This window comes from Mesosutterella multiformis, assembly GCF_003402575.1.
Lineage (GTDB): Bacteria > Pseudomonadota > Gammaproteobacteria > Burkholderiales > Burkholderiaceae_F > Mesosutterella > Mesosutterella multiformis.
On sequence record NZ_BGZJ01000001.1, the window covers coordinates 229,394 to 241,654 of the forward strand.

Sequence of the window (12,261 nt, forward strand, 5' to 3'; positions counted from 1 at the left end):
TGAATTAAATGAGCCCGGCAGAAGCGAGCGCCGCCTCGACCTTCTTCTGACCCGCGGGAGTGAGCCAGGTGAGCGGGAGACGGATACCGGCCGGAATCTTCCCCATGCGGTTCAGAGCCCACTTCACCGGAATCGGGTTCGATTCGCAGAAGAGCTCCTTATGAAGCGGGAGGAGACGGTTGTTGATCGCGCGGGCCGTGGCGATGTCGCCCTTAAGCGCCGCCTCAACCATTTCATGCATCAGCTTCGGAGCGACGTTCGCGGTCACCGAGATCACGCCCTGGCCGCCTGCGAGCACGAGAGCGAGAGCCGAGTCATCGTTACCGGAGTAAAGCGCGAAGTCCTTATCCTTCGGAAGCGCGGCAAGCAGCGCCTCAGCCCGGGCGAGGTCACCCGTCGCGTCCTTCAGGCCGACAATGCCGGGAACCTCAGCGAGGCGCAGCACGGTGTCGTTCGTCATATCGCGGCCCGTACGGCCCGGAACGTTATAGAGGATCACCGGCAGCCCGCCCTCTCGCGCCACGGCGGAGAAATGCTGGAAGAGACCTTCCTGCGTGGGCTTGTTGTAGTAAGGGACCACCTGCAGGGAATACTGAGCGCCGACTTCAAGCGCTTCACGCGTTAGGCGGATCGCTTCAGCCGTGCTGTTCGCGCCGGTACCGGCGATCACGGGAACGCGCCCCGCGACAGCCTCAACCGCGGCCTTCACCACCGCCGTATGTTCCTCAAAGGAGACCGTCGGGCTTTCGCCTGAAGTTCCCATCGAAACGATGGCGTCAGCTCCCTCGCTCACCTGCCAGTCAATCAGCTTCTGATAGCAGTCATAGTCAATAGAACCGTCATCCCGCATCGGGGTCGCAATCGCAACCAGAGCACCAGTAATCATGTTTTCTGACCTTTTGTTTCAGAACTGCCTCCGCTTCCGTGTCGGGTCACTCCCGAGAGCCGTCCGGAGACATCGATTGGGTGATTTTAAAGCAAAGTCCTCATACTTTCTTCTAGGGGAAAGCGGCGAGCGGAAACCGCTCAGCCTCCCCGTCGTCCTTCTCCCGAACGGCCACAATCCGTTCGACAAAGGAGTTCGCGGCCCGCCCTTCCTCAAACGCCGTCACGGTGAGCGGGGAAACCAGCGTGAGGAGCTCGCCTGACTTCAGCCAGTGATCCGGATTCGCGGGTTTCCCATTCGCCTCGGCGTGCGCCTTCGTGAACGTCTGATAGATCAGGACGCCGCCCGGGGCGAGATGCCGCACGAGTTCCGGGAAAAGCGGACGGTTCAGGTAATTTACCACGATGATGCCGGAGAAGAGCTCGTCCCCGAGGGGCCACGATCCCGTCTCAAGATCCGTCTTCCGGAACTCAATCTCAGGGAACCCGGACGCGCGGAGCGCGAAGTCATCATCCCGGTCCACTGCGAGCACCGGGTAGCCGTAGAGCGCCGCGAGCACCGAGTGCCGCCCCAGACCGCACGCGGCATCAAGCACCCGGCCGCCGTCCCGCGGAATCGCGGGAAGAAAGCGGGTAACCCAGGAAGAAACCGAAGGGAGTGATCCGTTTTTTGCCGTCGTCATGCTGCGAAATGCTCCTTACCGAACCGCGTCATCAGAGACCGATGAAGAAATTCACGACCGCGCGGCCGAACGCCACAAGCGGCCCCGTGAAGAATCCTGCGCCGCCCACAAGGCAGAGTGCGAGGACAATCCACATTCCATAGGGCTCAATCCGATCGAGATACTTCCCGACGCTCCAGGGGAGAATGCCGACCGCGACGCGCCCGCCATCGAGCGGCGGGATCGGGATCAGGTTGAAGGCCATGAGGAAGATATTGATGCTGATGCCGTAGACCGCCATCTGAAGGAAGAACTGCTCCTGGACTCCGGCAATCACGAGAAGCTTCAGAATGATGCCCCAGATCACGGCCTGCAGGAGATTGCAGCCCGGGCCCGCGAGCGCGACCCAGATCATGTCGCGCTTCGGATTGCGGAGTGCACCGAAATTCACCGGCACGGGCTTCGCCCAGCCGAAGATGAAGCCGACACCGCCCGCCGCGGCAGAGCCCGCGAGCATGATGAGCGGCAGAATGATCGTGCCGAAGGGGTCAATGTGCTTCGCAGGATTCAGCGTCACGCGCCCCATCATCCACGCCGTGTTGTCGCCGAACTTCCGGGCGGCGTAGCCATGCGCGGCTTCATGCATCGTGATCGAGAAAATCAGCGGAATCGCGCAGACCGCTATGAGTTGAATGATCGAATTCATGGTACAGAGAAGTCTAACAGCGGGGCAGGAAAATCCGGCTCCGCTGTCTGCGTAAAATTGATTGCAGTTTGTTGCAGGAATGAGGGCAGCGCGTGCCCCCGTCTCCTAGAGAATACCCGCAAGTGCCGGAAGATGCTTCCAGACGGGATCCAGATCCGCGGGGAGAGTGTGAATTTCACCGGGGCGCGGCCTTCCGCCCCCGATCGTATGGAAGTCGGACCCGAGGCTCGCGTAGAACCCATACTGGCGTGCGAAATCAGCGAGCATCGCTTCGGTTTCGGAACGCTGGCTCCCCGAGCAGACCTCAATTCCGAGGCCCCCCGCTTCGTAGAATTCCTTCATAAGCTGACTGAGCGGCGTTGCTTCCGGAAGCTTATAGCGGCCCGGGTGCGCAAGCACCGGGATGCCGCCCGCGTTCAGGATGATCGAAATGCCTTCTTCAAGCGACGGCCACACCGTTTTGATGAACGCGGGGCAGCCGTCCCCGAGATAGACATCAAACGCTTCCTGAACGGTCTTCACGTAGCCATTCATCTTCATCCAGCGGGCGAAGTGGGCGCGCGATAGCGTCCCCTTCTTCGCCGCGAACCGGAGCGCGCCTTCGTAGGCGTCCGGGAACCCGAGTTCCCCGAGGCGCTTCCCGATATCTTTCCCGCGGTTCACACGCTTCTCCGCCACATCGGCGAAAACGCGCGCGAGCTTCCCGTCCTCATACCGGATCCCCAGCCCCACCACGTGGATCGAGCGCTCGTTCCAGAGTGTTGAGACCTCAATTCCAGGAACAAACGTGATGCCATGCTTCACGGCCTCGCTCTTCGCCTCCGGGAGTCCATCCACCGTATCGTGGTCTGTCAGCGCGAGGAGCTTCACCCCGCACGAGTCCGCGAGCGTAACGAGCTCCGCGGGCTTCAGCGTTCCGTCGGACGCCGTGGAATGCGTGTGAAGATCGGTTTTCATTTAAAAGCCTTACGTAGTGCGTGTGACTCGTTTATCTTAGGACATCGGCAGAAATCGGGGAGAGAAGCGCTATCCCCTTTTTGGATTTTGGGGAAAGTGATTAGGTACGGTTTTCATCTTCTCCCGCGTCGCTTGAAATTCCCCCTCTCCGCCCCCATATAAGGTTTTTAAGACTCATTGATTTCTCTTCTTTTCATAAGGGAAAAGGACACGGCAACGTATGTTTGACACGCTCGAGCACTTCTACTTTCCTAAGGCCAATGCACGTGGCAGCGCGATCCGTCTGCAGGAGACCTGGCAGACGATTCTGGAACGTCGCGCGTACCCAGAACCCGTGCAGCGTCTGCTCGGCGAAATGACGGCGGGAGCCGCGATGCTCGCGGGCTCCATTACGTTTAACGGCCCGGTGCTGCTCGAGATCGCGGGTGACGGCCCGGTGCGTCTCGCGATGGTGGAAGTGAAGCCAGATCTCGGGATCCGCGCCGTGGTGCGGCTGAATGAATCTGAAGCGGATAAGATCCGCCCGGATTCTGACCTCAACTCGCTCGTCAACGCTCACGGCAAGGGCCGCTGCGCGCTGACGCTTGTGCAGCCGGACCCCTCACTCAGAAGCCAGAGCTACCAGGGGATCGTCGACCTCGCGGGGTCAAAGACCGTGGCTGAGGCGCTTTCCGCTTATATGACGCAGTCTGAGCAGGTGGAGACCCGGATGTGGCTGTCGTCTGACGCCACTGCGGCCTCCGGCCTGATGCTTCAGAAGGTCGCGGCGGAAGGCGGCAAGGGCACGGACCCGGACTTTGATCCGGAAGACTGGAACCGGGTGCAGAAGCTCGCCGAAACGGTGACCCCGGATGAGCAGCTGAAGCTTGAACCGCGTGAAGTCCTGAAGCGCCTCTTCTGGCAGGAGAATCCGCAGATGGGAACGCCGAAAGCGCCGAAATTTGAGTGCGGCTGCTCACGTGACCGCGTGGGCGGCATGATCCGGGCGCTTGGGGAAGAAGATGCTCTCGCGCTCGTTGAAGAGCAGGGAAAGATTGAAGTCACCTGCGAATTCTGCGGGAAGACCTACGCGTTTGACCCGATCGACGTTCATCAGCTTTTCGATGAGCACGCGGCAAAGGGCACCGAAACCCGTCACTGAGTTCTGTCTCTCTGACTAAAACAATGGGCAGGAATTCCAAAAGGAATTCCTGCCCATTTCTTTTCCTGCGTCCGGTCTGAAGCGAAGCGGAAAGCTACTTCTTCTCCGGCTTCTTCTGAGTCTTCGCCGCACCGCCCTTCGAGTCGAGGGGATCATGCGCCGCGAACGCCTCAGGCTCCACAGCAGGCGCGTCGTCCGTTTCCGTCGGATTCGCTTTCTCAAGCGCCCGGCTTTCCGCCTTCACGGCCTCAGCCGCACGCGCCGCCTCTTCCGCTGCCTGCTTCGCCTGCTCTTCAGGCGACGCCTTCACGCGGAAAAGCACTTCGCCGTTCCGGACCATATAGAGCTCACGACGCGCCCGCTCCTCGATAGCGGTCGTGCCTTCCTTAAGAGACCGGACTTCGGCGACCAGCGCCTCGTTCTCAGTCTTCTCGTGCTCGATATCCTGCTTCGCCTCGACGAGCTTATGCTCGAGCTCCCCGACGTGAAACCACCCGCCCTGGCCGAACCAGAGCGGTTTCTGAATCAGGATCGCGAGAGCCCAGACAGCGACGGCGAGCCAGATGCGCCACTTACGCATGCTGCGATTGCCTCAGAAAACGCTTTCCGTTTTAGATCGAGAAAGCCTTGCGGCCCGGATACACGGCGGCTTCACCGAGGCGTTCTTCGATACGGAGGAGCTGGTTATATTTCGCCATGCGGTCAGAGCGCGACATCGAACCGGTCTTGATCTGGCCGGCATTGAGGCCGACCGCGATGTCGGCGATCGTGGAGTCCTCGGTTTCGCCGGAACGGTGCGACACCACTGCGGTGTAGCCCGCGCGGTGAGCCATGCGGATCGCTTCAAACGTTTCGGAAAGCGTGCCGATCTGATTCACCTTGATGAGGATCGAGTTCGCGACCCCCTTTTCAATACCTTCAGCGAGGATCTTCGGGTTCGTGACGAAGAGGTCATCGCCCACGAGCTGAACCTTCTTACCGAGCGCCTGCGTGAGCTTCGCCCAGCCTTCCCAGTCGCCTTCCGCCATGCCGTCTTCGATCGAGATCACGGGGTACTTCTGGACCCAGCCCTCAAGCACCGCGATCCACTCTTCAGCGGTGAAGGTCTTGCCCTGCTTCGTGAGGGTGTAGAGGTTCTTTTCCGCGTCATAGAACTCGGAGCTCGCGCAGTCGAGACCGATCGCGATATCGTCGCCCGGACGGAAGCCGGCCTTCTCAATCGCCTCAACGATCAGCTCAATCGCTTCCTCGTGGCTCGAAAGAGCCGGAGCGAAACCGCCTTCGTCACCGACCGCCGTGCTCATGCCGCGGCTGTTCAGGATCGACTTCAGGGCGTGGAACGTCTCAGCGCCGTAGCGGACCGCTTCGCGGAAGGTCGGAGCGCCGAGCGGAATGATCATGAATTCCTGCAGATCGAGGTTGTTATTCGCGTGAGCGCCGCCGTTGATCACGTTCATCATCGGGACGGGGAGCGTCACAGCGCTCGTGCCGCCGAAGTAGCGGTAGAGCGGAAGGCCGGACTCTTCAGCAGCGGCGCGGGCAACCGCCATGGAAACGGCGAGAATCGCGTTCGCGCCGAGACGGCCCTTGTTCTCCGTGCCATCGAGCTCAATCATCGTGCGGTCGATGTAGCTCTGATCCGACGCCTCAATCCCGAGCACCGCGTTCGCGATGTCTTCGTTCACGTGACGGACGGCCTCAAGCACCCCCTTGCCGCCGAAACGCTTCGGATCCTTGTCGCGGAGCTCGATCGCTTCGCGGATGCCGGTCGACGCGCCGGACGGAACCGCCGCGCGGCCCATCACGCCGGACTCAAGCCACACATCGCATTCAACGGTAGGGTTGCCGCGGGAATCGAGAATCTCACGGCCGACAACATCAACGATTGAACTCATGTTCTTTCCTTCCTTTTCTGCAGAAATGCCAAAGACAAACTAAAGCCGGGCGCTTCGCCCGGCCTCTTTTTTTTATGAGAACTGCTCTTCGAGGTACATGCCCGGCTGCTTCACGACGCGGTCAATCGCGGTAAGCGTCGCGAGAAGCTCCGGCATCCGTCCGAGCGGCACGGAGTTCGGGCCGTCGGAAAGCGCCTTTTCAGGGTTCGGATGCGTTTCCATGAAGATGCCGGCGACACCCACGGCCACAGCCGCGCGGGCAAGCACCGGAACGAACTGGCGTTCGCCGCCTGAGCTCGACCCCTGGCCGCCCGGGAGCTGCACGGAGTGCGTGGCGTCAAACACCACGGGGCAGCGCGTTTCACGCATGATCGCGAGCGACCGCATGTCGGAAACGAGGTTCCCGTAACCGAACGACGCGCCGCGCTCGCACACCATGAAGCGGTCTTCCGAGAGACCGGCTTCCGCCGCGGCAAGCTTCGCCTTTTCAACCACGCGAGCCATATCGTGCGGGGCAAGGAACTGCCCCTTCTTGATATTCACGGGCTTCCCGGACTGGGCCACCGCGCGGATGAAGTCGGTCTGGCGGCAGAGGAACGCGGGCGTCTGGAGGACATCCACGACACAGGCCACTTCGGGGACTTCCGCCTCGGTGTGGACGTCTGTCAGCACCGGAACGCCGACCGTCTCACGGACCTTCTCGAGGACGGCGAGGCCCTTTTCGACCCCGATCCCGCGGAAGCTCGTGGCGGACGTACGGTTCGCCTTATCGAAACTCGCCTTGAAGATGTAAGGGATCCCGAGTTTCTCCGTGATCTCCTTCATGCGGAACGCGATATCGAGGCAGAGCGCTTCGCTCTCAATCACGCAGGGACCTGCGATCAGGAAGAACGGGCGGTCAACGCCGACTTCAAATCCGCAGAGCTTCATTCAGCCTTCTCCTCAGCCGTCGCCTTGCGGTCACGCTCAGCGATGGCGGCCTTCACGTAAGCCGTGAAGAGCGGGTGTCCTTCACGCGGGTTCGACGTGAATTCCGGATGGAACTGCACACCGATGAAGAACGGGTGATTGTGGATCTCCATGATCTCGGGGAGATGATCCTTCGGCGTACGGGCCGCGATCACCATGCCCTTCTCCTCGAACTGGGAGACGTAGGAGTTGTTCACTTCATAGCGGTGACGATGGCGTTCGGCCACGTGGTCACCATAGATCGAATGAGCGAGGGTGTCGGCTTCCACCGGGCACTCCTGACGGCCAAGGCGCATCGTGCCGCCGAGGTCGGAGTCTTCGTCGCGGTGCTCAACCTTGCCGGTGCGGTCATGCCACTCGGTGATGAGGGCGACAACCGGATGCGGCGTATCGACATCGAACTCGGTCGAATTCGCGCTGCCGAGACCGCAGACGTGACGGGCGAACTCAATCACCGCGCACTGCATGCCGAGGCAGATACCGAGGAACGGGATCTTGTGGGTGCGGGCGTATTCGATCGCCTTGATCATACCTTCAACGCCGCGCTTGCCGAAGCCGCCCGGAACGAGGATGGCGTCAACGCCTTTGAGGCACCCGGTGCCGTTCTCTTCGATGTCAGTCGAGTCGACGTACTTCACCTTCACGTGGGTGTCCGTCGTGATGCCGGCGTGGATCAGGGCTTCATTCAGCGACTTGTAGGAGTCAGCGTAGTCGACATACTTCCCGACCATCGCGATCGTGACAGAGCCGTTCTGCGGCTCCATATAGCGGTGAACGATGTTCTTCCACTGGCTGAGATCAGCTTCCTTCGCCTTGATGCCGAGCTTCTCGCAGACGATATCGTCGAGGTGCTGCTCATGCAGAATCAGCGGCACTTCGTAAATCGTCTTCGCGTCGTACACCGAGATCACGTGATCCATCGGGACATTGGAGAAGAGGGAAATCTTCGCGCGCTCGTTTTCAGGAATCGGGCGGTCCGCGCGGCAGAGGAGCACGTCAGGATACACGCCCTCTTCACGCAGCTTCTGCACCGAGTGCTGGGTCGGCTTCGTCTTCAGTTCGCCGGCGCTCGCGATGTAGGGGCAGAGCGTGAGATGCATGAAGCAGGTGTTATTGCGGCCGACGCGGAAGGAGAGCTGACGGATCGCTTCAACGAACGGCAGGCTCTCGATATCGCCCACCGTGCCGCCGATTTCGATCACCGCCACATCGGGGTGGCCGTCAAGCGAATTACGGACGCCGCGGAGGATGAACTCCTGGATCTCGTTCGTGATATGCGGAATCACCTGCACGGTCTTGCCGAGGTACTCGCCGTGGCGTTCCTTGTGGAGCACGGACTCGTAGATCTGGCCGGTCGTGAAGTTATTCGTCTTATGCATCTTCGTGGAGATGAAGCGCTCGTAGTGGCCGAGGTCAAGGTCGGTTTCCGCGCCGTCTTCCGTCACAAAAACTTCGCCGTGCTGGAACGGGGACATCGTACCCGGATCCACGTTGATGTACGGATCAAGCTTGATCATCGTCACCTTGAGTCCACGGGATTCCAGGATGGCAGCGAGGGAAGCCGCAGCGATTCCCTTGCCGAGAGAAGAAACAACACCGCCAGTCACAAAAACGAATTTGGTCATCGTGCTCTCACGAAAAGATGAAGAACTTTAACCCGTCAAATTATAAAGGAGGCGATCTCCCATTTGGAGCTCGCCCCCATCACGAATTTGCGGATTGAGTCAGGAAAAAACAGGAAATTATACGCAATTCAACGATCAAAGCGAATGCGGGGATCCGGGTGGATCTCGCAGGCATCCCATTCGGGCTGTATCGACACGTGGTCAATCCCGAATTTCTCGGCCATCTGATGCCGGATCGCGTCGAGCACCGTGGGCCAGTGATCGGGGTCCGGAATGTGGACATGAGCCTGGATCGCGGAGTGTCCCGGAGCCATCGTCCAGACGTGAAGATCGTGCACCCGCATGACACCTGGGACCGCGGCGATCGCGTCACCCACCGCTTCATACTCCACGCCTTCCGGCACGGCGTCGAGCAGCACCCGGGTCGACTCTTTGAAGATCCCGATCGTCGCGCGGATGAGGAGGCAGGCCACAATGATGGAGAGCAGCGGGTCCACGATCGTGGGGCCGCCCATCCAGACGATGAAGCCCGCGAGAATCGCGGAGACGGAGCCGAGGAGGTCGCCCATCACGTGAACGAGCGCCGCGCGCGTATTCACGTTCTTCTTATCGCGGGAAAGCGACCAGGCAACGCCGACATTCACGATGAGGCCGATCGTCGCCACCATCATGACGGAGCCGCCTGAGACCGGCTCCGGATTCATCATGCGTTTTCCGGCTTCAATCACGATCCAGACGATCACGCCTGACATCACGATGCCGTTCACGAACGCCGCAAGCGCCTCAAGCCGCCCGTGGCCGAACGAGTGATCCTCGTCCGCTCCGTGACGCGAAAAGATATTCGCGACGAGCGCGAAGAGGAGTGACATGGAGTCTGTCACCATGTGACCCGCATCCCCCACCAGGGCGAGTGAGTTTCCGAGCCACCCCGCGACGAGTTCAATCGCGGAGAACCCGAGCGTCAGCGCGATCGCGAACCCGAGAACCGAGGTCTTTACCTTTTCCCCGCTGTGGTCGTAAATCGAGTCGCCCGCTTCGTGCGACGAGTAAGGTTCCGTCTGGCGGTGAAAGACAGCAGCCATGGTGACCTCCTTTTCCGTAGTTCAAAAATCAGAGAAACGCCCCTTGGGGAGCATTCTCCTCAAGGGGCGCTGAAGAATCAAGCGACCGGCAGGGGAAAAGCCCCGGCCGGTAACTGATCCGGGATTACTTGGAAGACTTCTCGTCCGCCTTGCCGCCAGTCAGCATCGGGGCCATGGAGCCCGCGCCGCCCGCGAGCAGACCCTGCTTCGCGTAGATGCCGAGCTTCGCGCGGGTGTCGACGATGTCGAGATTACGCATCGTGAGCTGGCCGATACGGTCCACAGCCGTGAACATCGAGTCACCCTTCTCCATCGTGAGACGTTCGGGTTCGTAGGTGAGGTTCGGGCTTTCGGTGTTGAGGATCGTGTAGTCGTTGCCGCGGCGGAGTTCAAGCGTCACTTCGCCCGTGATCGCGCGGGCAACCCAGCGCTGAGCGGATTCGCGCAGCATGATCGCCTGGCTGTCGAACCAGCGGCCCTGATACAGCAGGCGGCCGAGGCGGATGCCGTTCACGCGGTACTGCTCGATCGTGTCTTCGTTATGGATGCCGGTGACGAGGCGCTCGTAGGCGATGTGGAGCAGCGCCATGCCGGGGGCTTCGTAAATACCGCGGGACTTCGCTTCGATGATGCGGTTCTCGATCTGATCGGACATGCCGAGACCGTGGCGGCCGCCGATGCGGTTCGCTTCGTACATCAGCTTCACGAGATCCGTGAACTCAACGCCATTCAGGGCGACCGGGCGGCCTTCTTCAAAGCGCACCGTCACCGTTTCCGGCTTGATCTCAACCGACTCATCCCAGAAGGCGACGCCCATGATCGGGTCGACAATCTTCATGGAGGAGTTGAGGTGCTCGAGGTCCTTCGCTTCGTGCGTCGCGCCGAGCATGTTGGAGTCGGTCGAATAGGCCTTCTCAGCGGACATGCGGTAGCTGAAGCCTTCGGCCTGCAGGAACGCGCTCATTTCAGCGCGGCCGCCGAGTTCAGAGATGAACGTCGTGTCAAGCCAGGGCTTGTAGATCTTCAGATTCGGGTTCGCGAGGAGACCGTAGCGGTAGAAGCGCTCGATATCGTTGCCCTTATAGGTCGAACCGTCGCCCCAGATGTTCACGCCATCCTCACGCATCGCGTTCACGAGCATCGTGCCCGTCACAGCGCGGCCGAGAGGGGTCGTGTTGTAGTAGGTCTGACCTGCGGTGGTGATGTGGAAGGCGTTCGCCTGGATCGCCGCAATGCCTTCGGCAACAAGCTGCGGACGGCAGTCGATCAGGCGGGCCTTCTCGGCACCATACTCCATCGCGCGCTTCGGAATGGACTCGTAGTCGTTTTCGTCAGGCTGGCCAAGATTGGCCGTGTAGGCGTAGGGAAGAGCTCCCTTCTTCTTCATCCAGTGCAGGGCGCAGCTGGTGTCGAGACCGCCGGAGAACGCAATGCCGACCTTCTGGCCGACCGGAACGCTTTGGAGAATAGTTTGTGACATTGACGTATCAGAAATTGTTTCCGGCTCAGCCGTGAGCCGGACATGGACAGGAAACGGAGACGGCGATCTCCGTCATATGCTTAACCTTTTCATTATCACCGGAATCCCCAGCCGAGTGTTAACGGAGCCGTCATTTTTTTGGGATCCCGGGATGAGCCGGAACGCTAGCGCTTGATCCCGGTCCGTTTTTCTAGGCACTTTTCCGCACGGAAGAGAGCCCCAATCGTTTTCGCGTCGTCGATTTCGCCGGTTTCCGCCATCCGGACCGCTTCCTCAAACGGGATCCAGGCAAGGTCTAGGAACTCACCCGGGTCGAGATGCCGGCTCCCTTTCCGCGGGTTCTCGGCGAGGTAGAGCGAAATCACTTCGTTCGAGTACCCGATCCCGGGGCAGATCGTGCCAAGCGGCGTCCACGTATCCGAGGCGTACCCCGTCTCTTCCTCGAGCTCACGCGCGGCGCAGAGCGCGGGATCCTCCCCCGCCTCAAGCTTCCCGGCGGGCACTTCCCAGAAGGCGCGTCCGAGCGGATACCGCCACTGACGCTCGAGCAGGATCTTCCCCTCCTTCAGGAGCACCACCGCGGCGGCTCCCGGGTGACGAAGGTATTCGCGGGTCGACTCCCTCCCATCCGGAAGTTTCACCCGATCGCGGTACACGTGGAGCAGCCGTCCCTCAAACACCGCTTCTCCCGAGAGTCGTGACTCCCGGAGTTTTTCATCCTCTTCCTTCAGCCGGCTGCGATCCATACCGCGTTCTCCTCTTAAAAAGACAAAAGCCTGCGGGAACGCATCCCCCGCGGGCTCGAAAGAAAAAAGCCCGCAGGAAAGATTCCCTGCGGGCTAATTCTATTTCTTTTCCG

At 60.6% G+C, this 12,261-nt stretch carries 12 protein-coding genes; 1 reads left to right on the forward strand and 11 read right to left on the reverse strand.

What is annotated here, in order from left to right; all coding sequences use genetic code 11:
- Window positions 1-4: 4 nt before the first annotated feature.
- From dapA to M4NBBH2_RS01040, 4 genes are all read right to left on the reverse strand, one after another.
- Window positions 5-886, reverse strand: a complete 882-nt coding sequence (dapA, locus tag M4NBBH2_RS01025) for a 4-hydroxy-tetrahydrodipicolinate synthase (protein WP_022444392.1) — start codon at window positions 884-886, stop codon at window positions 5-7.
- Between the two features lie 112 nt (window positions 887-998).
- Complete coding sequence (locus M4NBBH2_RS01030; RefSeq protein ID WP_116269354.1) at window positions 999-1,568, reverse strand: class I SAM-dependent methyltransferase; 570 nt, start codon at window positions 1,566-1,568, stop codon at window positions 999-1,001.
- Between the two features lie 31 nt (window positions 1,569-1,599).
- Window positions 1,600-2,253: a site-2 protease family protein gene (locus tag M4NBBH2_RS01035; protein WP_049687254.1), complete on the reverse strand. Its 654-nt coding sequence runs from the start codon at window positions 2,251-2,253 to the stop codon at window positions 1,600-1,602.
- A 105-nt stretch (window positions 2,254-2,358) separates the two neighbouring features.
- Entirely contained in the window at window positions 2,359-3,210 is an 852-nt protein-coding gene (locus M4NBBH2_RS01040; RefSeq protein ID WP_116269355.1) for a PHP domain-containing protein, read from the reverse strand.
- 220 nt (window positions 3,211-3,430) lie between these two features.
- Here M4NBBH2_RS01040 and hslO point away from each other — a divergent pair, with 220 nt between their 5' ends.
- Window positions 3,431-4,351, forward strand: coding sequence for an Hsp33 family molecular chaperone HslO (hslO, locus tag M4NBBH2_RS01045; protein ID WP_116269356.1), 921 nt, complete (start codon window positions 3,431-3,433; stop codon window positions 4,349-4,351).
- 94 nt (window positions 4,352-4,445) lie between these two features.
- Here the strand turns inward: hslO and M4NBBH2_RS01050 are convergent, their stop codons facing one another.
- From M4NBBH2_RS01050 to M4NBBH2_RS01080, 7 genes are all read right to left on the reverse strand, one after another.
- Window positions 4,446-4,931 (reverse strand): septum formation initiator family protein, encoded by a 486-nt coding sequence (locus tag M4NBBH2_RS01050; RefSeq protein ID WP_116269357.1) that lies wholly within the window; start codon window positions 4,929-4,931, stop codon window positions 4,446-4,448.
- A 31-nt stretch (window positions 4,932-4,962) separates the two neighbouring features.
- Entirely contained in the window at window positions 4,963-6,246 is a 1,284-nt protein-coding gene (gene eno, locus M4NBBH2_RS01055) for a phosphopyruvate hydratase (RefSeq protein WP_116269358.1), read from the reverse strand.
- Window positions 6,247-6,318: 72 nt separating this feature from the next.
- Complete coding sequence (gene kdsA / locus M4NBBH2_RS01060; RefSeq protein ID WP_116269359.1) at window positions 6,319-7,176, reverse strand: 3-deoxy-8-phosphooctulonate synthase; 858 nt, start codon at window positions 7,174-7,176, stop codon at window positions 6,319-6,321.
- A complete protein-coding gene (gene pyrG / locus M4NBBH2_RS01065) occupies window positions 7,173-8,840 on the reverse strand; it encodes a CTP synthase (protein WP_116269360.1) in 1,668 nt (555 codons plus the stop codon). Before pyrG ends, kdsA begins: the two co-directional genes overlap by 4 nt.
- A 128-nt stretch (window positions 8,841-8,968) precedes the next feature.
- Complete coding sequence (locus M4NBBH2_RS01070) at window positions 8,969-9,922, reverse strand: cation diffusion facilitator family transporter (protein ID WP_116269361.1); 954 nt, start codon at window positions 9,920-9,922, stop codon at window positions 8,969-8,971.
- 124 nt (window positions 9,923-10,046) lie between these two features.
- Entirely contained in the window at window positions 10,047-11,402 is a 1,356-nt protein-coding gene (argG, locus tag M4NBBH2_RS01075) for an argininosuccinate synthase (RefSeq protein ID WP_116269362.1), read from the reverse strand.
- 164 nt (window positions 11,403-11,566) lie between these two features.
- A complete protein-coding gene (locus M4NBBH2_RS01080) occupies window positions 11,567-12,148 on the reverse strand; it encodes an NUDIX domain-containing protein (protein WP_116269363.1) in 582 nt (193 codons plus the stop codon).
- Between the last annotated feature and the right edge of the window lie 113 nt (window positions 12,149-12,261).

Excerpts from the sequence above, each read along its gene's own strand:
- M4NBBH2_RS01035 (WP_049687254.1), bottom strand. The coding sequence starts at position 2,253 with ATGAATTCGATCATTCAACTCATAGCGGTCTGCGCGATTCCGCTGATT.
- M4NBBH2_RS01080 (WP_116269363.1), bottom strand. The coding sequence starts at position 12,148 with ATGGATCGCAGCCGGCTGAAGGAAGAGGATGAAAAACTCCGGGAGTCA.
- M4NBBH2_RS01070 (WP_116269361.1), bottom strand. The coding sequence starts at position 9,922 with ATGGCTGCTGTCTTTCACCGCCAGACGGAACCTTACTCGTCGCACGAA.
- M4NBBH2_RS01040 (WP_116269355.1), bottom strand. The coding sequence starts at position 3,210 with ATGAAAACCGATCTTCACACGCATTCCACGGCGTCCGACGGAACGCTG.
- pyrG (WP_116269360.1), bottom strand. The coding sequence starts at position 8,840 with ATGACCAAATTCGTTTTTGTGACTGGCGGTGTTGTTTCTTCTCTCGGC.
- M4NBBH2_RS01050 (WP_116269357.1), bottom strand. The coding sequence starts at position 4,931 with ATGCGTAAGTGGCGCATCTGGCTCGCCGTCGCTGTCTGGGCTCTCGCG.
- kdsA (WP_116269359.1), bottom strand. The coding sequence starts at position 7,176 with ATGAAGCTCTGCGGATTTGAAGTCGGCGTTGACCGCCCGTTCTTCCTG.
- argG (WP_116269362.1), bottom strand. The coding sequence starts at position 11,402 with ATGTCACAAACTATTCTCCAAAGCGTTCCGGTCGGCCAGAAGGTCGGC.
- eno (WP_116269358.1), bottom strand. The coding sequence starts at position 6,246 with ATGAGTTCAATCGTTGATGTTGTCGGCCGTGAGATTCTCGATTCCCGC.
- M4NBBH2_RS01030 (WP_116269354.1), bottom strand. The coding sequence starts at position 1,568 with ATGACGACGGCAAAAAACGGATCACTCCCTTCGGTTTCTTCCTGGGTT.
- hslO (WP_116269356.1), top strand. The coding sequence starts at position 3,431 with ATGTTTGACACGCTCGAGCACTTCTACTTTCCTAAGGCCAATGCACGT.
- dapA (WP_022444392.1), bottom strand. The coding sequence starts at position 886 with ATGATTACTGGTGCTCTGGTTGCGATTGCGACCCCGATGCGGGATGAC.